At 74.8% G+C, this 18575-nt stretch carries 18 protein-coding genes; 8 read left to right on the forward strand and 10 right to left on the reverse strand.

Annotation, left to right across the window (positions count from 1 at the left end):
• Window positions 1-22 precede the first annotated feature (22 nt).
• Entirely contained in the window at window positions 23-2230 is a 2208-nt protein-coding gene (locus tag ACIO5E_RS11220) for a hypothetical protein (RefSeq protein WP_400666016.1), read from the reverse strand.
• A gap of 372 nt (window positions 2231-2602) precedes the next feature.
• Between ACIO5E_RS11220 and ACIO5E_RS11225 the strand changes: the two genes are divergently transcribed.
• Window positions 2603-3190 carry a TerD family protein gene (locus ACIO5E_RS11225; RefSeq protein ID WP_400666018.1) on the forward strand — a complete coding sequence of 196 codons (588 nt, stop codon included), beginning with the start codon at window positions 2603-2605 and terminating at the stop codon, window positions 3188-3190.
• A gap of 89 nt (window positions 3191-3279) precedes the next feature.
• Here ACIO5E_RS11225 and ACIO5E_RS11230 read toward each other — a convergent pair whose 3' ends face one another.
• Complete coding sequence (locus tag ACIO5E_RS11230) at window positions 3280-4944, reverse strand: ABC transporter permease (RefSeq protein WP_400666020.1); 1665 nt, start codon at window positions 4942-4944, stop codon at window positions 3280-3282.
• On the reverse strand, window positions 4941-5867 hold the full coding sequence (locus ACIO5E_RS11235) for an ABC transporter ATP-binding protein (RefSeq protein ID WP_400666022.1): 927 nt from the start codon (window positions 5865-5867) through the stop codon (window positions 4941-4943). Before ACIO5E_RS11235 ends, ACIO5E_RS11230 begins: the two co-directional genes overlap by 4 nt.
• Before the next feature lie 99 nt (window positions 5868-5966).
• Between ACIO5E_RS11235 and ACIO5E_RS11240 the strand changes: the two genes are divergently transcribed.
• The gene (locus tag ACIO5E_RS11240; RefSeq protein WP_400666024.1) at window positions 5967-6527 is read left to right on the forward strand and encodes a GbsR/MarR family transcriptional regulator; all 561 of its coding nucleotides are present in this window, start codon (window positions 5967-5969) and stop codon (window positions 6525-6527) included.
• A gap of 64 nt (window positions 6528-6591) precedes the next feature.
• Here ACIO5E_RS11240 and ACIO5E_RS11245 read toward each other — a convergent pair whose 3' ends face one another.
• The 3 genes from ACIO5E_RS11245 to ACIO5E_RS11255 all read right to left on the reverse strand — a co-directional run bounded on the left by ACIO5E_RS11245 (window position 6592) and on the right by ACIO5E_RS11255 (window position 8930).
• Window positions 6592-8061, reverse strand: coding sequence for a lytic transglycosylase domain-containing protein (locus tag ACIO5E_RS11245; protein WP_400666026.1), 1470 nt, complete (start codon window positions 8059-8061; stop codon window positions 6592-6594).
• Window positions 8062-8270: 209 nt separating this feature from the next.
• Window positions 8271-8525 carry a hypothetical protein gene (locus ACIO5E_RS11250; protein ID WP_400666027.1) on the reverse strand — a complete coding sequence of 85 codons (255 nt, stop codon included), beginning with the start codon at window positions 8523-8525 and terminating at the stop codon, window positions 8271-8273.
• A 39-nt stretch (window positions 8526-8564) separates the two neighbouring features.
• Window positions 8565-8930 (reverse strand): hypothetical protein, encoded by a 366-nt coding sequence (locus ACIO5E_RS11255; RefSeq protein ID WP_400666029.1) that lies wholly within the window; start codon window positions 8928-8930, stop codon window positions 8565-8567.
• A gap of 382 nt (window positions 8931-9312) precedes the next feature.
• Between ACIO5E_RS11255 and ACIO5E_RS11260 the strand changes: the two genes are divergently transcribed.
• Together ACIO5E_RS11260 and ACIO5E_RS11265 are read left to right on the forward strand one after the other, a co-directional pair.
• On the forward strand, window positions 9313-9723 hold the full coding sequence (locus ACIO5E_RS11260; protein WP_400666031.1) for a hypothetical protein: 411 nt from the start codon (window positions 9313-9315) through the stop codon (window positions 9721-9723).
• Window positions 9724-9778: 55 nt separating this feature from the next.
• Window positions 9779-10048 (forward strand): hypothetical protein, encoded by a 270-nt coding sequence (locus tag ACIO5E_RS11265; protein ID WP_400666033.1) that lies wholly within the window; start codon window positions 9779-9781, stop codon window positions 10046-10048.
• A gap of 75 nt (window positions 10049-10123) precedes the next feature.
• Here the strand turns inward: ACIO5E_RS11265 and ACIO5E_RS11270 are convergent, their stop codons facing one another.
• The 3 genes from ACIO5E_RS11270 to ACIO5E_RS11280 all read right to left on the reverse strand — a co-directional run bounded on the left by ACIO5E_RS11270 (window position 10124) and on the right by ACIO5E_RS11280 (window position 13458).
• Window positions 10124-11743 (reverse strand): alpha/beta hydrolase, encoded by a 1620-nt coding sequence (locus ACIO5E_RS11270; RefSeq protein WP_400666035.1) that lies wholly within the window; start codon window positions 11741-11743, stop codon window positions 10124-10126.
• A 99-nt stretch (window positions 11744-11842) separates the two neighbouring features.
• On the reverse strand, window positions 11843-12481 hold the full coding sequence (locus ACIO5E_RS11275; protein WP_400666037.1) for an NAD(P)-dependent oxidoreductase: 639 nt from the start codon (window positions 12479-12481) through the stop codon (window positions 11843-11845).
• A 77-nt stretch (window positions 12482-12558) separates the two neighbouring features.
• Window positions 12559-13458 carry an EamA family transporter gene (locus ACIO5E_RS11280; protein ID WP_400666039.1) on the reverse strand — a complete coding sequence of 300 codons (900 nt, stop codon included), beginning with the start codon at window positions 13456-13458 and terminating at the stop codon, window positions 12559-12561.
• A gap of 141 nt (window positions 13459-13599) precedes the next feature.
• On the opposite strand from ACIO5E_RS11280, the gene ACIO5E_RS11285 reads away from it, so the two are divergent.
• On the forward strand, window positions 13600-14103 hold the full coding sequence (locus ACIO5E_RS11285) for a MarR family winged helix-turn-helix transcriptional regulator (RefSeq protein WP_400666041.1): 504 nt from the start codon (window positions 13600-13602) through the stop codon (window positions 14101-14103).
• 22 nt (window positions 14104-14125) lie between these two features.
• On the opposite strand, the gene ACIO5E_RS11290 is transcribed toward ACIO5E_RS11285, so the two are convergent.
• Window positions 14126-15037, reverse strand: a complete 912-nt coding sequence (locus ACIO5E_RS11290) for a methyltransferase domain-containing protein (RefSeq protein ID WP_400666043.1) — start codon at window positions 15035-15037, stop codon at window positions 14126-14128.
• A 28-nt stretch (window positions 15038-15065) separates the two neighbouring features.
• Here ACIO5E_RS11290 and ACIO5E_RS11295 point away from each other — a divergent pair, with 28 nt between their 5' ends.
• The 3 genes from ACIO5E_RS11295 to ACIO5E_RS11305 all read left to right on the forward strand — a co-directional run bounded on the left by ACIO5E_RS11295 (window position 15066) and on the right by ACIO5E_RS11305 (window position 18559).
• Window positions 15066-16562, forward strand: coding sequence for a PLP-dependent aminotransferase family protein (locus tag ACIO5E_RS11295; RefSeq protein WP_400666045.1), 1497 nt, complete (start codon window positions 15066-15068; stop codon window positions 16560-16562).
• Window positions 16563-16653: 91 nt separating this feature from the next.
• Window positions 16654-17838 (forward strand): glycoside hydrolase family 3 N-terminal domain-containing protein, encoded by a 1185-nt coding sequence (locus ACIO5E_RS11300; protein WP_400666047.1) that lies wholly within the window; start codon window positions 16654-16656, stop codon window positions 17836-17838.
• Window positions 17839-18088: 250 nt separating this feature from the next.
• Complete coding sequence (locus ACIO5E_RS11305; protein WP_400666048.1) at window positions 18089-18559, forward strand: hypothetical protein; 471 nt, start codon at window positions 18089-18091, stop codon at window positions 18557-18559.
• The last annotated feature ends 16 nt before the right edge of the window (window positions 18560-18575 follow it).

Below are 18575 nucleotides of genomic sequence, written 5' to 3' on the forward strand. Positions count from 1 at the left end.
GACAAGATCGGCCGGACAGGCCCTAACCCACGGTCACGGTGACCACCGAGTACTGCACGACGGTCAGCGGCACGCTGACCGTCGTCCCGGTGACGGTGTACGGGACGGGCTTGGGCGCCGGGTCGGTGCCGTCCGGTGTGGCGACGGTGACGGCGGCGACGGTGGCGCCGGCCGGAAGGGCGTAGGAGAGCGTGCAGTTGGCGGGTGTGGTGAGGAAGGCCGCCGGGGTGTCGCCGAAGTTGGTGAAGTTCACCAGGTGGACGACGGTGTCGTTGCCGAGCCGCCGCGCGTCCAGGAAGATCCGCCGGTCCCCGGCCAGGGTGACGGCGGGCGGTGCGGACCGGCGGACCGGGGCGAGCAGTTGGTCGGCGGAGGCCTGGTCGGTCTTGGTGAGGTAGCTGAGTCCGGCCCGGTTGCGGACGTACCAGCAGGTGCCGCTACCGAAGGCGTTCTGCTTGGCGGCGGGCAGGGGGTCGGCCCGGCGCAGGCCGAGCACGTCGGAGAGAGCGAACTCGGCGCGCTGGCCGCCCAGTTCGTCGAGCGCGGTGGGCGCGGGGCCGGTGATCACGATCGTCCCGCCGGCCGCGACGAAGCCCCGCAGCACGGCCGCCTCGGCGTCCGAGACCGCCTGGAGGTCGGGCAGCAGCAGCACCTTGAAGCGGGCCAGGTCGGCGGCGGCCAGGCCGGGGCTGGGCACCGTGTCGAACGGGATGTGCGCGTACACCAGGGCCTTCACCACGCCCCGGAACTCGCCCAGCCAGGGGACGGAGGCGCAGCTCTGCTCCGGATCGTCGCCGCCCCACCAGTCGGTGACTCCGGCCGGGGTGGTGGTGGTGACGTACATCCCGATGCCCGCGCCCGGGGCGACGTAGTCCCGGGACGGGCTGGAGTGGTAGACGCCGACCTGGGCGGCCGGGGCCGCGTTGTAGAGCCGCTCCTGGTGGGCCTGGACGAAGCGGTACATCCGGGCGCGCATCGCCGCGTCCACGGTGTCGTTCTTGTACGGCGTCTTCACCTCGTACGGGTTGCAGCCGGCGGCGATCAGCTGGGACATCACCAGCGAGGCGTCGTCCGGCTGCCAGCCGTAGGAGAACGCCCAGGCGGGCTTGGCGCCGCTGGCGCCGCGCGCGTACTTGTACATCGAGATCAGGCAGACCCAGTCGGCGGCGGTGGCGTGCCGCATGCCGTCGTAGTTGCCGAGGATGTCCACCTCCCAGACCTGGCTGACGGCGCCCTCGGCCTGGCGCAGGTAGCCGCCGTCCAGGCCGATGGAGGTGGCGTAGCGGTAGTCCATCGAGACGGTCTCGACGAAGGTGACCAGATCGGGGTTGACCGAGCGGCCGGCGGCGGCGATGTCGAGCTGGAACTGGAGCAGGTTGCGGTGGCGCCACTCGACGTAGCGGCGGAACACCGGGTCGGTGAAGTCGGCGACCTTGGGCAGGGCCAGGCCGGTGTCGGCCTTGAAGGCGGCCGCGCCCCAGGCGGAGGCGTCGCACCAGGAGAGCACGCCGTCGAAGTAGATCGGGACGTCCGGCCAGATGCCGTCCACGCCGGTCGCGGCCACTCCCTTGATCCGCTTGAGGTAGTAGTCCCGCCAGGGCGAGTTGGGGCTGAGCCAGACGCTCTCGTCGCCCGGGTCGACCCACACCACCACGCTGCCGTAGAACACGTTGGGCTTGCCGCCGAGGTCGCGCTGCACCCAGGCGCCGCCCTTGTCGTTCTTGTAGAACGAGCGGCCCTTCTCGCCGCCGGGGGAGATCAGCTCCAGGGAGGGGTAGTACATGACGACCTTCAGGCCGGCGGCGTGCGCCAGGCCGGTGAAGGTCTTCACCTCGGCCATGTGGGCGGCGAACTCGGCGTCGGTGAGCCAGTTGGAGAGCAGGGTGTCGAGCTCGATGACGCTGACGTTCTGCGCCTTGAGGGCGTCGACGGCGCTCTGCATGTCGGCGGGCTCGTTGAAGGTGCCGTCGGCGATGCGCGCGAAGCGGGCCCAGTCCGGCCAGGGCTGCGCGGTGCCGGTGCCGGTGCCCGCGGAGACGGGGCCGGGTGCGGGCAGGGGTTCCGGCGCGGGCCCCGGTGCGGCGGCCCAGGCCCGGCCGCCGGGCAGCAGGTGGGCGGTGGCCAGCGCGCCGCCGGTGCCCAGGCCGGCCCGCAGCAGGCGGCGGCGGCCGAGGCGCGAGGTGGTGGCGGCGGTGGCGGGTGCGGGCGGTGTTCCTTCGGTCTCGGGCATGGTGGTCCCCCCAGGGTGGGTTGGCGGATCCCGGGAACGTGCGCGGAACGCTCGGTGCGGAGGCGGCCGTTCTCCCGGTCGGCGGCGCCTTCGAGCCGACCCTAGACCGCGGGTCGCCCGCCTGTTCGGCCGCTGTCTGCGGCTACGTCAGACGTCGGATCGCCGCCTCCCCGGATGACCGAGCCGGACCGCGCGTCCGGGGCTGGCAAGCTCCTCCCCGGGGCGCTTGACAGTGTGCAGACCAACGCCGGTGGTGACGGCGGGGGGAGTGCGGGGTAGGGGTCTTCGGAGCCCGCTGGTCGGATGATCATAGATATTCGACAGTGCTGTAGATTCACGGCACGGAACGGCGGCAGGGACGAGGAGGGCACGATGAGCGTTTCGCTGGCCAAGGGGCAGAAGATCGGCCTGGCGAAGCCGGGCGGCGGACAGCTGAGTGTGGTCCGGATGGGCCTGGGCTGGAAGGCCGCACAGCCCAAGGGCTTCTTCGCCAAGCTGCTGGCCGCCGGCCGGGAGATCGACCTGGACGCCTCGGCGGTGCTGTTCTCCCAGGGGCGGCCGGTGGACGTGGTCTTCTTCCAGCACCTCAACAGCAACGACGGCTCGGTGCGGCACAGCGGCGACAACCTGGTGGGCGGCGCGGGCGACGCGACCGACGACGAGTCGATCACCGTCGACCTGACCCGGATGGCCGCCGAGGTCGACCAGATCGTCTTCACCGTCAACTCCTTCACCGGCCAGACCTTCCAGGAGGTCGAGGCGGCCTTCTGCCGACTGGTCGACGAGCAGACCGGCGCCGAGCTGGCCCGGTACACGCTGACCGGCGGCGGCCCGTACACCGCGCAGATCATGGCCAAGGTGCAGCGCACGCCCGGCGGTTGGCAGATGACCGCGATCGGGCAGCCGGCCAGCGGGCGGACCTTCCAGGACCTGATGCCGGAGCTGGTCAAGCACCTGTGACCCGGCCCGGGGCCGGCAGATCGCGGCCGGCCCCGTCCGGTCCGCGCGCCGTTCCGGGTCCCGACGCGGCTCGGAACGACGCTCGGGCGTCAGCGCAGGTCCAGGTCGCGGCGCCGGAACCCGGCCAGCGCCAGGGCGATCAGCGCGGCCGCGACCAGGGTGAGCGCCGCGAGCGGCGTCCAGTCCATGGCGGCCGCCGGGAGCCGGGGCACCTGCCCGAACGGCGAGAGCCGTTCCAGGCCCGACGGCAGCTTCAACAGCGGGCCCAGGTACCCGATCACGAACGCGTACGCCGGGACGAGCCAGGCCAGCGGCGTCGCCCGGGGCAGCCAGCCGTACACGGCGGCGGCGAAACCCACCGTCACCCACTGGGCGGGCGCGAACGCCAGGGCCGCGCCGACCAGTCGCGGGAACGCGCCGCCGTCACCGGTGGACAGCGCCCCCGCCAGGCCGAATCCCACCCCCGCCGCGAGCAGCACCGCGGTCGAGCCCAGCAGTGCCGCCACGAGGTGCCCGCCCAGCCAGCCGGACCGGGACACCCCGGTGGCCAGCACCGGTTCGGCCCGCCCGGCGGTCTCCTCGGCGCGCGGGCGCAGCGTCGCCAGTACCGCGTAGACCGCGCCGACCACGGCCACCACCAGCAGGGTCATCGCGGCGAAGGAGTCGGCGAGGGTGCGGCCGCCGAGCCGGGCGAGCGCCTCCTTCAGCTGGTCGACGTCCTTGAGCATCGAGTCGGCGTTGCCCAGCAGCGACCCGTACATCGCGCCGAGCAGCAGCAGCGCGACCGCGAAGCCGCCCAGCAGGCCGCGGTGCAGGCGCAGGGCGAGGCCGAGCGGGGTGCCGAGGAAGGGGCGGGCGGTGGGCGGTCCCGGGCGGGTGGCGCGCAGACCGGCGCCCACGTCCCGGCGGGTGCTCAGCGCGAAGCCGGCCGCGCCGGTGGCGGCGGCCAGGGCGAGCGCGGGCAGCAGCGGCCACCAGCGGTCGTCGAGGAAGGGGTAGGTGCGCTGCAGCCAGCCGATCGGGGAGGCCCAGGCGAGCCCGTTCGAGCCGGCGTCCCCGGCCGCGCGCAGCGCGTAGGCGGCGCCGAGCACGGCGAGGGCCAGCCCGGAGGCCGTCCGGGCGTGCGCGGTGACCTGGACGGCGACGGCGGCCACCGCCGCGAACAGCAGCCCGGCGGTGGCGGTCGCGGCGCCGAACAGCAGCGCGCCGCCGGTGTCGAGCCCGGGGACGCCGAGGCCGGGCAACCCGGCGGCGATCAGCAGGCCGAGCGCGAGGTCGGCGACGGCGGTGGTGGCCAGGGCGGCCGCGAGCTGGGCGTGCCGGCCGACGGCGGCGGAGCGGACCAGTTCGGCCCTCCCGCTCTCCTCCTCGGACCGGGTGTGCCGGCTGACGATCAGGACGCTCATCAGCCCGGCCAGCACCGCCAGCAGGCCGAGCAGCCGGTGGCCCAGCATGGCACCCCAGGTGTAGTCCGTCAGGTAGTGCCCCGGGCCGGTCATGGCGAGCACGGCCGGGTCGGCGGAGGCGTGGGCGATCGAGGCCCGGTCGGCGACGGTCGGGTAGACGGCGTGCACGCTGTTGGCGCTGGCGAGGGTGAGCAGGCCGAGGCCGAGCACCCAGGCGGGGATGCGGACGCGGTCGCGGCGCAGGTCGAAGCGGAGCAGGGCGGCGGTGCCGGCCAGGGTGGCGGACGAGCGCCGCGGTCGGCCCGGGGCCGCGGTGGGCGTGCCGGTCACGGTCGTGGTGGCGGTCATCGGGCGGCCTCGCCGTCGACCGGGTGCCCGTTGGCGGCCAGCTCGTCGCCGTAGTGGCGCAGCATCAGCTCCTCCAATGTGGGCGGGTGGCTGACGAGGCTGCGCAGCCCGGCCTCGCCGAGGCGGCGGACGGCGGCGTCCAGGTGGGCGCCGTCCACGGCGAAGCGCACCCGGACGCCTTCGGTGCGGACGCCGTGCACGCCCTCCAGTGTCTCCAGCCCGGTGACCGGGCGGTGGGTCTCGGCCTCGACCGTGGTGCGGGTGAGGTGGCGCAGCTCGCCGAGGCTGCCGGTCTGCACCACCCGGCCGTGGCGGATGATGCTGACCCGGTCGCCCAGCTTCTCCACCTCGTCCAGGATGTGGCTGGACAGCAGGACGGTGCGCCCCTGCTCCCGGGCCTGCCGGACGACGTCCTGGAAGACCACCTCCATCAGCGGGTCGAGGCCGGAGGTCGGTTCGTCGAGCAGCAGCAGTTCGGCGTCGGAGGCGAGCGCGGCGACGATGGCGACCTTCTGCCGGTTGCCCTTGGAGTAGCTGCGGCCCTTCTTGGTGGGGTCGAGGTCGAAGCGCTCGATCAGCTCGTCCCGGCGGCGGCGGTCGAGCCGGCCGCGCAGCCGGGAGAGCAGGTCGATGGCCTCGCCGCCGGTGAGGTTGGGCCACAGTTCGACGTCGCCCGGGACGTAGGCGAGGCGGCGGTGCAGCTCGACGGCGTCGTGCCACGGGTCCTTGCCGAGCAGCCGGGCGCTGCCGCCGTCGGCGCGCAGCAGGCCGAGGAGCACCCGGATGGCGGTGGACTTCCCGGCGCCGTTGGGCCCCAGGAATCCGTGCACCTCGCCGGTCTCGACGGTGAGGTCGAGGCCGTCCAGCGCGGTGGTCCGGCCGAAGGTCTTGCGGAGGCCGGACAGGGTGATTGCCTTCGTCATGCTGCTGAAGCTACCGTAGTTTCAGAAAAACGTGAATATTGGGAAGGCGTTAAAGTTCGGTCGAGAACGCGATGATCTTCGGGAAAGGAGACGGCGCACGTGGTGGAGCGGGAGCCGGAGAAGGGCCGCGACGAGCAGGCGGTGTCGGACTTCGTCGAGCGGTTCGCGGCCGAGCTGGTGGTCGCGGGCATGAGCCGGATGCCGGCCCGGGTCTTCTCCTGCCTGATGGCCGAGGAGAGCGGCGTGCTGACCTCCGCCGAGCTCTCCGAACGGCTGCGGATCAGCCCGGCCGCGGTGTCCGGCGCGATGGGCTACCTCGTCCAGGTCGGCCTGGTCTCCAAGGAGCGCGAGCCGGGCTCGCGGCGGGACCGCTACCGGGTGCTGAACGACGTCTGGTTCGAGTCGATGACCCGGCGCGACGAGATCCTGATGCGCTGGATCCGGGTGCTCGAGGACGGCGAGGCCACCGTCGGCGCGGGCACCGTCGCGGGGGACCGGCTGGGAGAGAGCGCGGCCTTCTTCACGTTCATGATCGACGAGGTGCACGGCATGCTCGCGCGGTGGCGCGTTCACCGCGCGACCCTGGCGGCGGGGGCGGAGTCTGACTCAGGGTCGGGGCCGGAGCCGGAGCCAGGGTCGGGGCCGGGCTCAGGCCGGTAGCAGGTGGCACGGGGAACGCCGACGGCCCGCACCGGGGGTGCGGGCCGTCAGCGGTGAAGGAGTCTCAGCGGGCCGGCGGCGCGGCGGAGGGGGAGAGCGACGCGCTGGGGGTCGGGCTCGCGGCGCTGGAGGGGGTGCCGCCCGGGGTGGGCGTGGCGGTGGGCGTCGCCGTGGCGCACTCGGGAGCGGTGGGGGTGCCGGTCGGGGACGCGGTCGGCGTGGCCGTCGGCGACGGGGTGCCCGTCGGGGTGGCGGTCGTGGTGGCCGTCGGGCTCGGGCAGGTGGTGGGCGTCCCGGTGGGCGTCCCGGTGGGCGTCGCGGTCGGGGTGGCCGTCGGAGTTCCGGTCGGGGTGGCCGTCGGGGACGGGTTGCCGGAGGGGGTGCCCGACGGCGTGGTCGTCGGGGTCACGGGCGGCGCGGTGCTCGGCGTGTCCGTGGGCGTGGTGCTCGGACCGGGCGTCGGCTGCTCGGATGCGGACGGGGACTGGCCCGGGGTCGGCGCCGTCGGCTGGGTGCTCGGCTGCGTGCTCGGCGAGGACGGCGTCGGGGTGGTCGCGGGCGTGCTCGGCGTACCGGCCGTGGCGCCCGGCGTCGTCCCGGTCGACGGGAGGAGCGGGGAGGGCGAGGACCCCGGCGGGATCGAGGACGCCGGCCGGTTCGGCACGGCGGTGACGGCGCCGCTGCCGTAGTGGGCCATCCAGTTGCGGACCGTCCGCAGGTACTCGCCCGAGTTGTTGTAGCTGAGGACCGCCCGGTCGAGCTGCGCCGGGTCGGTGAGGTCGCGCCCGCCCGCGCACAGGTAGCGGGCGGCGGTCTCGGCGGCGTCGAAGACGTTGTTCGGGTCGGCCTTGCCGTCGCCGTTGGCGTCCGCGCCCCAGACCGCCCAGGTGGAGGGGATGAACTGCATCGGCCCGACGGCGCGGTCCCAGCGCGCGTCGCCGTCGTAGCGCCCGCCGTCGGTGTCGGGTATCGCGGCGAAGCCGTTGCCGTCCAGCGCCGGGCCGAGGATCGGGGTGAAGGTCGTGCCCGCCGCGTCCACCTGGCCGCCGTTGGCCTGGCCGGACTCGACCTGGCCGATCGCGGCCAGCAGCTGCCACGGCAGGTGGCAGCCGGGCGAGCGCTGCGCGGTCGAGGCCTCGGCCTGGCGGTAGGCGGCGAACACGGTCGCGGGCAGGGCCGCCCCGGTGGCGGCGAACGGGCCGGCGTCGGGCGAACCGGGCAGGCCGGGCACGCCGGGTACGGCGCCCGGGGGCTGCGGCAGTTGGACGGTGCCGCCGCCGTCGGCCGGGATGCCGGTGCCGAAGGTGCTGCCGACACCGGCGGTCGGGCCGCCGCCGACGGGTGAGCCGGCCTGGGCAGAGGTGGCGTCCGGCGCCGTCGCGACGTCGGCGGCCGCGACCGGTGCGAGCCCGAGGCCCGTCATCTGAGAGCCGGTCAGCGCGGCGAGTGCCGTGAAGGCCGCCGCCGTCCCCGTGACCCGCTTGCCGAGTCGCAACCCGCGCCCGCCCCGGGCCTTGCCGAACCGCTCCGTCATGCCGTGCCCCTCCCCGTCGCCGTCCGGACCTTCCCGGAACGGATGAGCCCTCGTCATCGTGCCTGCCGTTGCTTGACGGCTCCCACCGCCGGGACGATTAGTATCACGACCCTCTGACCGGGCCGGGGTGTCCGGCGGGGGGCCCGGGCCCCACCGGTCGGTTGACACCGCAGTTCAGCGGGGGTGAGACCGCCTCAGATCGTTGGGCGTCAGGCCCCCAGCCGCTTCGCGAACACCCCGGCCAGGGCGGTCTCCGCGACGCCTTCCAGCGGGGCGTTCACCTCATCGCCCGGTGCGCGGCTCTTGGCCACCTCGACCAGGTAGAGGCGCCCGTCCGCCACGAAGTAGACGAACGGCCGGGCGCCGGTGCCCTTCCGGGTCGTCAGCACGGCCTCCTGGCCGACCACCGGGAGCGGGGTGACGGACAGCTCCGGGTCCGCCTTGACCCTGGCGAGGTTGGCCATCGGCATCTCCCGGATGGAGGCGTAGGACTCGCGGGAGCCTCAGGTGCAGCCCCACGGCCGGGTGCCGTCGGAGCCCGGGTCGGGGTGGGTGCCGGTGAACGGGCCGGAGGTGCCGACGGTCTGGACGACCTGCGGGGAGGTCAGCAGGGTGCAGGCGTCGTCGGGGCGCTTCCCGGCGGAGCCGGCGGCGCTCGTCGACGCGGCCGTCGGGGCGCTCGTCGAGGCCGTCGGGGTGCCGGTGGTCGCGGTCGTGGTGGCGGCGGCGGTGGTGGCCGTGGCGGGCGCTGCGGCGGTGTCGCTCTTCGGGGAGGAGGACGAGCAGCCGGTGAGTGCGGCGGCGGCGAGTGCGGCGGCCGGCAGCCAGGCGAGCCGACGGCCGTACCGGAGAAGCGGCTTGGTGTGCATACGAGTCCCCCAGAGGTTCTGTCCATCGGTCCGACGCCGGCGGCGGATGCGGTACGGGAGGGATGCTACGGGCTGCGCTCCGGCGGTATCTCCCGGTTCGGTAACGGGAGTTGACCGAGGACGTAACGGCGGTGGGCGGAGCGTGCCGGCGGCCGGACAGGCGGTTCGGGGCGCGGGGGTGGTACGTGCGCGTCGTTCCGGGCTCCCCGGCGGCGCCCGTCGTCGGCCGTCCTGACCTGCGCGGATGCCCGGCACCGGTGGGGCCTCTCCCTACCAGGGCGGGCACCCGGACGCCAGGGGGCGGCCCCAACTCGCCCCTGGACGGGTGACGTTCTGATGAAAGTGGGCATGCCAGGAATCTCCGCCCGGCATGCTGTGCCCCGTGACGATGCGGATGGAGGCCCAGACCGTGAGTGCGAACCTGCCGGAGACCGTCGCCGAGGGAGCGGCCGTTCTCCCGGCGCCCCCTCGGGTGGTCGACGACCTGGCCCGCGACCTGACCCGCGCCGCGGCGGCGGTCCGATCGGTGTCGCGGGCCGGCCGCAGCGGTGGGGACGTCGCCGTCGCCGCGTACACCGCCGTGGTGTGCACCGGGCGTTCGGCCGCCCGCGCGCTGGAGGAGGCCGCCGCGTGGTGCCGGCAGGCCCCCGAGGCCGAGGTGCACTCGCTCGCCTGGGCCCGGGTGCCCGGGCACCGCCACGACGTGGACGAGTACCGCGTCACCCTGGCCGTCAGCTTCCCCGACGACGAGACCGGCGAGCACCTCGGCGACACCCACCGCGCCCGCCGCTGAGCCCCCGTATGATCACCCCGTGGATCATGAAGTACGAACCGTGGGTGACGGGGGCATGAACGAGATGACGGGTGACCTGACGGAGCAGACGCAGGACGCGAACGACGGCGGCCCGCGAGAGCTCTCGCGGGCCGCCGCCGTGGCCGTGACGGTGCTCGCCGCCGTCTGCGGCGCCGCCGTGCTGCTGGCCGTGTTCCACTGGCTGGGCTGGGGTGTCCCCTGGATCGGCTGGCTGGTCGCCAAGGGCGGCATCAAGCTCGCCGTCGGAGGCTTCGCCGGGCTCGCCGCCGCCTTCGCCTGGCTGCGGTCGCGGCTGCGGACCTGAGTCGGGCTGCGGACCTGAGTCGCGGCTGCGAACCTGACCGGAGCCGGTCGGGGGCCTGGCCGGAGCCCGCCGGGGTCAGCCCGCCTGCGGGGAGGGGCAGGTGAGGTCGTGCTCGGGGGCGCGGTCGTCCAGCAGGTAGCCCTCGACCACGCCGGTGACACAGGTGTTGGCGGTCGGGTACTGGCCGTGGTCGCCGCTCCCGGTGACGGTCACCAGCTTGGAGCCGCGCAGCGCGCGGTGCGCGCCGAGTGCAGCCTCGTAGTAAGTGGCCGGGTCGTGCACCGAGTTGAGCATCAGCACGGTCGGCAGGTGGGCGCCGGTGACCTTGACCTTCGGGGCGGGCGCGGTCGGCCAGGCTGCGCAGACCGCGCTGAAGGCCAGCGTGCGCGCGCCCGCCAGGGGCCAGCGCGCGGTGTTCTCCGCGCCGCGCTCGACCCAGGTGTCCATGTCCTTGGTCCACGGGGTGTCGCCGCAGGTCACCGAGAAGTACTCGGCGAGGAACTCCGGGCTGAGGTACTGGCCGAACACCCGCCCGGCCATCGTCTTGGCCGCCGGATCGGCCGCCTGCCAGTCGTCGACGGCGGTCAGGGACTGGGCGAGGAGGGGGAAGGTGGCCTCCTCGTAGATCGCGCTGATCGCGCCGTTGTCGAGCTGGTTCGGACCGATCGTCAACGACCCCTCGGTGATGGGCTGGTCGTGCAGCGCGGCGCGGCGCTGCTCCCAGTGCGCCTGCACCTGCTCGGGCGTCGAGCCCCAGTGGTAGGTGGCGTCCCGGGCGGCCAGCCACGGGACGAAGTCCTCGTCGAAGCGGCGCTGGAAGCTCATCGGCTGGCCCAGCTCGAACTTCTCCCAGGTGCCGTCGAAGCCGATGTTGCTGTCCAGGATCATCCGCTCGACCCGGTGCGGGAAGAGCGTCCCGTAGTAGGCGCCGATCATCGAGGCGTAGGACGGGCCGAAGTAGCTGATCTTCTGCTCGCCGAGCAGGCCGCGGAACAGGTCGATGTCGTGGGCGGTCTGCTCGGTGTTCAGGTAGGGCAGCAGGTCGCCGCTGTGCTCCTGGCAACTCGCTGCCAGCTTCTTGGAGTTGGCTATCACCTTGTCGATCGCCGCCGGGGACTGGTCGCGGTAGTCGCCGGCCAGGAACTCCGTGAACTCCTCCGGCGTCTGGCACACGGCCCGGGTGCTCTGGCCGACGCCGCGCTGGTCGAAGCCCACGATGTCGTACGTTGCGCCGACGGCGGGGGCCGCCGTGGCCAGGCCCGCCGGGCGCAGCAGGCCCGACGCGCCGGGGCCGCCGGCGGCCATCAGCAGCGTGCCCTTGCGCTTGGCCGGGTCGCCGGCGCGGTGCCGGGAGACGGCGATCTTCAGGTCGGCCCCGGTGTCGGGGTGGTGCCAGTCGCGCGGGGCGGTCATGGTGGCGCAGTCCAGCGCGGGCTGCTGGGCGCAGGGCTGCCAGTCGAGGGTCTGGTGGGTGTAGCGGGCGGGCGCGGCCTCGGCGTCACCCGGGTTGCGGGCGGCGTCCGGGGCGGCGCTCGCGGTGGCCGGCAGGGCGACGCAGGCCAGGACGGCGGCGGCGACGGCCACGGCGGCGCGCCGGGTGCGGGCGGCGGTGGCGCTCGGTGCGTCGGCCTTCGAGGCGGCGGTGCGGGACGCGGTGGCCGTCGAGGCGGTGATGTCGGATGCGGTGGTGTTCACGGGAACGATCCTGTCCGAGTGCGCTCTGACGGTCGATCATGCGAGGTTCCGTGTCCGGGGTGGTGCTGGGTACACCCCGGACCTGCGGCCCGCCCCCGGTCAGTACGCGGCGGTGAAGCGGGTGCGGCGGTGCACGGGCTGCTCGGCCTCGTCGAGCAGGGCGACGGCGAGGTCCTCCATGGAGATCGCCGAGAGGCCGTCGGCGTCGACCAGCAGTTCGTCCCCTCCGAGTCGGAACCGGCCGGTGCGCTCGCCGGGTTCGAGCACGGCGGCGGGGCTGAGGTAGGTCCAGTCGACGTGGGCGTCGGCGCGGTAGAGGTCGAACTGCTCGCCGCAGGCCCGGGCGATCGGCAGGATCTCGGCGGGCAGGCCGGGGTCCTCGACGACGGTCAGGCCGCCGCGGCCGGGGATGGTGAGGCTGCCCGCGCCGCCGACGGCGAGCAGGCGCACGCCCGTCCCGGCGAGGCCGGCCAGCAGGCCCCGGGTGGCGGCGGGCAACTCGTGCTCGCTGCCGGGTGCCGGGCGGGTGGCGGTGATCACCAGGTCCTGCCCGGCGGCGATGCGTGCGACGTCCTCGGCGTTGCGGGCGTCGCCGACGGCGAGGGCGGCGGCGGACGGCAGACCGTGCGGCTTGGCGGGGTCGCGGACGGCGGCGGTCACCTGGTGGCCGCGGGCGAGCGCCTCGGCCACCACCCGGCAGCCGACGTTGCCGGTGGCTCCGAACACGGTGATGCGCATGAAGGTTCTCCTCGGGTGGGGCTTCGTGGGACTTCGCGGTACTTCGTGGAACGTCAGGGGGCGTGCCGGGGACGGGATCAGGCGTTCTCGCGGACGGTCGGGGGTGCGGCCGGCGGGCCGGCGGCCTGCATGGTGGCGGGCGCGGCGGTGGCGCGGCGCCGCTGGGTCTGGGCCGCGACCAGCGAGCCGAGGACGATCAGTGCCCCGAGCGCCTGGAGCGGGCTGAGGTCCTGCCCGAGGGCCAGCCAGCCGATCGCGGTGGCGACCACCGGGCTGAGCAGGGAGAGGAAGGAGACCGAGGTCGGCGCCAACGCCCGGATCCCGCGGAACCAGAGCGCGTACGTGAGCGCCGCACCGATCAGGCTGAGGTAGCCGTAGCCGAGCAGGTTGGCGGCGGTGAGATGGGAGGGCGGGCCGCCCTCGACGAGCAGCGCGACCGGCACCAGCAGCAGTCCGCCGGCGGTGAGCTGCCAGCCGGTGGTGGCGAGCAGCGGGGCGGGGGAGGTCCAGCGCTTGGAGAGGACGACGCCGGTGGCCATGACCACCGCGCCGGCGAGCGCCGCGACCACGCCGACGGCGTCCAGCTGTGCGTTGGCCCGCAGGACCAGCAGGCTGACGCCGGCGACGCCCGCGATGCCGGACAGGACGGTCCGCAGGGTGAGCCGGTCGCCGAGCAGCGCGGCCGAGAGTCCGGCGGTGATCAGCGGCTGGACGGCGCCGACGGTGGCGGCGACCCCGCCGGGGAGGCGGTAGGCGGCGATGAACAGGAGGGCGAGGAAGGCGCCGATGTTGAGCGCGCCGAGGACCAGCGAGCGCCACCACCAGCTGCCCTGCGGCAGGCGGCGGGTCAGCGCGATCAGCAGCAGCCCGGCGGGCAGGGCCCGGAGGACGGCCGCGAGGAGCGGGCGATGGGGCGGGAGCAGTTCGGTGGTGACGATGTAGGTCGACCCCCAGACCGCGGGGGCTATGGCGGTCACCAGCACGATTCCGAAGCGATTTCTTAGCACTAAGCCAATGTATCTCAGCGCTAAGGCATCTTTCATCGCTCTGCGGGGGTGACGTGGCTCACGGTTACCTCATCGCTAAGGAATGTCGGCGGAATCCCCTACCCTGAACCTGTGGCAGATCATGTGGACCGAGTAGTCGCGCAATGGGCGGTCGAGCGCCCCGACCTGGACGTCTCCCCGATGGAGGTGCTCGGCCGGCTCAAGCGCCTCTACCGCCTGGTGGACACGGAGCTCAAGCGCACCTTCGGCGACCACGGCCTGGACGCCGCCTCCTTCGACGTCCTCGCCACGCTGAAGCGCAGCGGCCCGCCGTACCGCCTCACCCCCACCGGGCTGATGCAGTCCGCGATGGTCACCTCCGGCGCCATCACCCAGCGCCTCGACCGGCTGGAGGCCCGCGGCCTGGTCACCCGCACCGCCAGCGACGTGGACGGCCGCAGCCGCGAGGTCGCCCTCACTCCCGAGGGCCACGACCTGATCGACCGCGCCCTGCCCGACCACCTCGCCACCGAGCGCCGCATCCTGGCCGGTCTCGACGAGGCCCAGGCCGCCGCCCTCGTCGACGCCATGCGCACCCTGCTGGTCGCCCTCGGCGACAGCCCGGAGGAGCGGTAGCCGGGCGGCCCTCCCGCCGGCGCTACGGGCTGACCGCCACGGCCTTGAAGAAGGTGTAGTGGAACGTGCCGCCCGGCTCGGCTGCGCGCCGCAGGTCGGCGACGCCCTGGTCGAAGGCGGCCGGGGTGGTCAGCCCGGCGGCCAGCGCCTCCGGACGGACGGCCTCGACCATCGCGACGAAGGTCCGCAGGGTGAAGCCCTCCGCCAGGGCCGGGCGGGCTCCGTCGGCGTAGACCGGGCAGGGGCGCACCGCCACGTCCCGGAACCCGGCCTCCGTCAGCAGCGGGTACAGGCGGCGCCCGAGCAGGGCGTCGCCGCCCGCCTCGGCCTGGAGCCGCACCAGCAGGTCGATCGCGCTGCGGGCCGCCGGGCTCTGCGGGTGGAAGAAGGCCGAGCCGTGGTCGCCCTCGATCGCCGTGATCGTGCCGCCCGGCCGCAGCACCCGCCGCAGGGCGGTGAGCGCCGCCACCGGATCAGCCAGGTGCTCCAGCACGAAGCACACGAAGACGTGGTCGAACGAGCCCTCCGGGAAGGGCAGTCGGTGCAGGTCGCCGTGATGCCAGGCGACCTGCGCGGCGGGTGCCTGCGCCGCCACCCGGTCCCGGGCCTGTGCGAGTGAGTCCGCCGAGACGTCCGCCGCCGTCAGCAGCACGCCGGGGCTGGCCGTCAACAGGTGCACCGTCTGCGCCCCCACCCCGCAGCCCGCCTCCAGCACCCGGCTGCCCGCCGGGTACGCGGTGCCCGCGTGCAGCAACTCGGCGAGGGTGTCCGCCTGGTCACCGAGCCGCCGGGCCTCGGTCTCCGAGTAGCCGTGGACGTAGCCGGGCCCTGGGCCGGCGGGCCGGTCGTCCACCCGGTCGTCGGTCGGGTACTGGTCGTCGCTGCGCCGGTCGGTCGGGTGCTGGTCGTTGCATGCTGCCGTTTCCGTGGTCATGGCCCCACCCTCGCGCCACAATGGCCCGGTGAACAGGTCCAAAGAAGCGCCGGGTGAGAGGTCCAAAGAGGCGGAGTCCGGAGCCGACTTCCTCCAGCTCGACGCCGCCGACGCCCCGCCCGGCGGCCTGACCGGCTGGCTCGCCCGCCGCCTGCGCGAGGCCGTCGCCGACGGCCGCCTCCCGATCGGCACCCGGCTGCCCGCCAGCCGGGTACTGGCGGCCGAGCTCGGCGTCTCCCGCGGGGTGGTGACCGACGCCTACCGGCGGCTCACCGAGGAGGGCCAGGTCGCCGGCCGGGGCAGGGCCGGCACCGTCGTGGTCGCGGTCCCGGCGCCGCCCGCAGCCCCGCTCCCGGCCCCGTCGCCCACCGGACCGGCGCCCGTCCTGTTCCGCGCCGACCCGGACCCCGAGGTGTTCGAGCTGCTGCGCGCCACGCCCGCCCGGATCGACCTCACCCCCGGGGTGCCCGACCTCGCCGCTTTCCCCCGTGCCGCCTGGCTGCGCGCCGAACGCGCCGTACTCGACGGCCTCGCGGCCCACGACCTCGGCTACGGCGACGTCCGCGGCCACCCCGCCCTGCGCCTGGCCGTCACCCACTGGCTGGCCCGCAACCGGGGCGTCCGCGCCGACCCCGACGAGGTGCTGATCGTGGCCGGGACGGCTCAGGCCCTCGCCCTGCTCGGCCGGGCGCTGGGCCGGGTGGGCGTCACCGAGGTCGCCGCCGAGGACCCGGGCTCGCTCGGCGCCCGCCGGCATCTCGCCCACTGGCTCGCCGCCACCCCGCCCGTCCCGGTCGACGCCGAGGGCGTCCGGGTCGACGCGCTGCGCGCCACCGGCGCCCCGGCCGTCCTGCTCACCCCCGCCCACCAGTACCCGACCGGTGTCGTCCTCGGCGGTGACCGGCGGCGCGAGCTGCTGCGCTGGGCGGGCGAGGGCGGCCTGGTCATCGAGGACGACTACGACGCCGAACACCGCTACGACCGCCCGCCCGTCCCGGCGCTGCGCGCCGCCCTGCCGGACCAGGTCTGCTACGCGGGCAGCATCTCCAAGCTCCTCGCCCCCGCGCTGCGCACCGGCTGGCTGCTGGTGCCGCCGCGCCTGCGCGAGGCCGTGCTGGAGGCCAAGCGGTTCGCGGACCTGGGCAACCCGGTGCTCCCGCAGCTGGTGCTGGCCCGGCTGATGGAGTCCGGCGAACTCGACCGCCACCTGCGGCTGTTGCGTCACCGCCACCGCCGCCGCCGGGACGCGATGATCGCCGCCGTCCGCACCCACCTCCCCGGGGCCACCGTCCACGGCGCGGCCGCCGGCCTCCACCTGATGCTCACCCTGCCGCCGGGCGTGCGCTGCACCGACACCGAGCTGGCCACGGCGGCGCTCGCCGAGGGCGTCAAGGTGCAGCCGCTGTCCTGGCACGCCCGCCTGCCGTACCCGCCCGGGCTGGTGCTCGGCTACGCGGCGGGCGCGCCGAGGGAGATCGACGAGGGGGTCGCCGTGCTCGGACGGCTGCTGCGGCGGCCGGGGTAGGACCGCCCGGGTGGCTTCGCCCGGTCGCCGGCCGCGCCCGGGCTGGGTACGCTGACGGACCGTATCCCACTGCCGACCGCAGGGAGACGTGATGGCCAGGCTCGGGCGCACCGTTCAGCTCGGAGCGGTGCTGGTGGTGCTGGCGGCCATGCTCGGGCCGGTTCCGGGCGAGGCGGCGCCGGTGCGCCGTGATGCCGACCTGCTGCGGCGGGGTACGCCCGTGGACGGGGCGACCGAGGGGACGGCGGAGGGGACGGCGGCGATGGCCGATCAGGATTCACGGCAGCTCGCCGGGCGCCGGATCGTGCTGTCCTACGCCGGTCCGACGCCGCCTCCGGGCGTGCTGCAGACGATCCGGGAGGGGCGGGCGGCCGGCGTCATCCTGTTCGGGGAGAACGTCACGAGCCCGGCGCAACTCGCCGAGGCCGTCGCACAGTTGCGGCAGGCGGCGGCGGACTCGCCGGCGCCCGGCGAGCTGCTGCTGATGACCGACCAGGAGGGCGGCAAGGTGCGCCGCCTGCCCGGCGAGCCCGAACTCTCCGCCCGCCGGGCAGGATTGGATCCCGACCCGGTCGGTGCGGCGGCCCGTTCCGGCGTCGGCGCGGCCGGCGCGCTCGCGGACGCCGGGCTCAACGTGAACCTCGCGCCGGTGCTCGACGTGTACGACGCCCCGGGCAACTTCATCGACCGCGCCGAGCGTTCCTTCGGCCAGGACCCGGCCCGGGTCGGTGAGTTGGGCAGCGCCTACCTCGCTGCCCAGCAGGGCCTGGGTGTCGCCGCCACGGCCAAGCACTTCCCCGGGCTCGGCTCCGCCGCCCGCGACCAGAACACCGACACCCGCCCGGTCACCCTGCCCGTGCCCCTGGACGAACTGCGTGCCCGTGGGGAGGCGCCCTACCGGGCGGCCATCGCGGCGGGCGTCCGGCTGGTGATGGCCTCCTGGGCGATCTACCCGGCACTCGACCCGGACCGTCCGGCGGGGCTGTCGCCCACCGTGGTCCAGGGGGAGCTGCGTGGCCGCCTGGGCTTCCGGGGCGTCACCGTCACCGACGCCCTGGAGGCCGAGGCCCTCGCCCCGTACGGCGGCACCGGCGCCCGCGCGGTGGCCGCTGCCGAGGCCGGGATGGACCTCATCCTCTGCTCCGCCCGCGACCCGCAGCAGGCCGAGGACGCCACCGCGGCCCTCGTCGACGCCCTGGACTCCGGCCGGCTCGACCGCGACGCCTTCACGGCCGCCGCCGCCCGCGTCGACGCCCTGCGCGCCGCACTGCACTGAACCGGAGGCGCCCGGTCGGCCCCGGCCGGCAGCGGGCTCAGCCGGCCACGAAGGGTGTGCGGGCGCTGACTTTTCGGGGCGTGATTGCGCCATCGCAGGTCAGATTTCAGTCTCCTTGTTAGTTCCAAGGCTGAATCGGGTCATGGCATAGGAATCGCATGGCAAAGTTCTCGTCGTGGCACCTGTGAAATGTCACATGTGCTACCTCACCTGTCCAGATCGTTCCTCACACCCTCCGAAGGAGGAGTCCATGAACCGCATCACGCGGATCGCGGCGGGCGCGGCCGGTGCCGTCGCCCTGCTCTCGGCGCCGGTGCCGGCGTTCGCCGTATCGTCGAGTGGCGCCGCCGATGTCGCCGCCACGGTCACGACCTGCGGCTACAACGGCCTGCAGGCCGGGCTGTCGACCAAGGTCTGCGCCGAGGTCACCGGCAGTAGCGTCGTGCTGTACGGGCAGATCGGCCTGGCCGGGCCGCCCTCCCCGGGCACCCCGTGGCCGCCGGCGCCGCAGGAGCTGCTGACCCGCCTGTCGGCCGACGTGACCGGTGGCGCGTCGCTCGGCGCGGTGAGCGGGCGCACCGTGTTCACGGTCAGCAACGTGCGGGTCGACGGCATCAGCGCCACCGCGCCGTGCGGTTCGACCGTCCACGCCTCCTTCAGTGTCGAGTCGATCTCGCGGGGCCCGGCCCCGGTCGTGGTGGATGTGCCTGTAGTCTGCTGACGTCACGTCACCATGA

The sequence above is a fragment of the Kitasatospora sp. NPDC087314 genome, from assembly GCF_044744365.1.
Taxonomy (GTDB): Bacteria; Actinomycetota; Actinomycetes; order Streptomycetales; family Streptomycetaceae; genus Kitasatospora.

What these genes read in the sequence shown, in the direction of transcription:
- ACIO5E_RS11255 (WP_400666029.1), bottom strand. Translation starts at nt 8,930, where the DNA reads ATGCACACCAAGCCGCTTCTCCGGTACGGCCGTCGGCTCGCCTGGCTG.
- ACIO5E_RS11250 (WP_400666027.1), bottom strand. Translation starts at nt 8,525, where the DNA reads ATGGCCAACCTCGCCAGGGTCAAGGCGGACCCGGAGCTGTCCGTCACC.
- ACIO5E_RS11230 (WP_400666020.1), bottom strand. Translation starts at nt 4,944, where the DNA reads ATGACCGCCACCACGACCGTGACCGGCACGCCCACCGCGGCCCCGGGC.
- ACIO5E_RS11275 (WP_400666037.1), bottom strand. Translation starts at nt 12,481, where the DNA reads ATGCGCATCACCGTGTTCGGAGCCACCGGCAACGTCGGCTGCCGGGTG.
- ACIO5E_RS11305 (WP_400666048.1), top strand. Translation starts at nt 18,089, where the DNA reads ATGAACCGCATCACGCGGATCGCGGCGGGCGCGGCCGGTGCCGTCGCC.
- ACIO5E_RS11265 (WP_400666033.1), top strand. Translation starts at nt 9,779, where the DNA reads ATGAACGAGATGACGGGTGACCTGACGGAGCAGACGCAGGACGCGAAC.
- ACIO5E_RS11220 (WP_400666016.1), bottom strand. Translation starts at nt 2,230, where the DNA reads ATGCCCGAGACCGAAGGAACACCGCCCGCACCCGCCACCGCCGCCACC.
- ACIO5E_RS11225 (WP_400666018.1), top strand. Translation starts at nt 2,603, where the DNA reads ATGAGCGTTTCGCTGGCCAAGGGGCAGAAGATCGGCCTGGCGAAGCCG.
- ACIO5E_RS11290 (WP_400666043.1), bottom strand. Translation starts at nt 15,037, where the DNA reads ATGACCACGGAAACGGCAGCATGCAACGACCAGCACCCGACCGACCGG.
- ACIO5E_RS11300 (WP_400666047.1), top strand. Translation starts at nt 16,654, where the DNA reads ATGGCCAGGCTCGGGCGCACCGTTCAGCTCGGAGCGGTGCTGGTGGTG.
- ACIO5E_RS11235 (WP_400666022.1), bottom strand. Translation starts at nt 5,867, where the DNA reads ATGACGAAGGCAATCACCCTGTCCGGCCTCCGCAAGACCTTCGGCCGG.
- ACIO5E_RS11245 (WP_400666026.1), bottom strand. Translation starts at nt 8,061, where the DNA reads ATGACGGAGCGGTTCGGCAAGGCCCGGGGCGGGCGCGGGTTGCGACTC.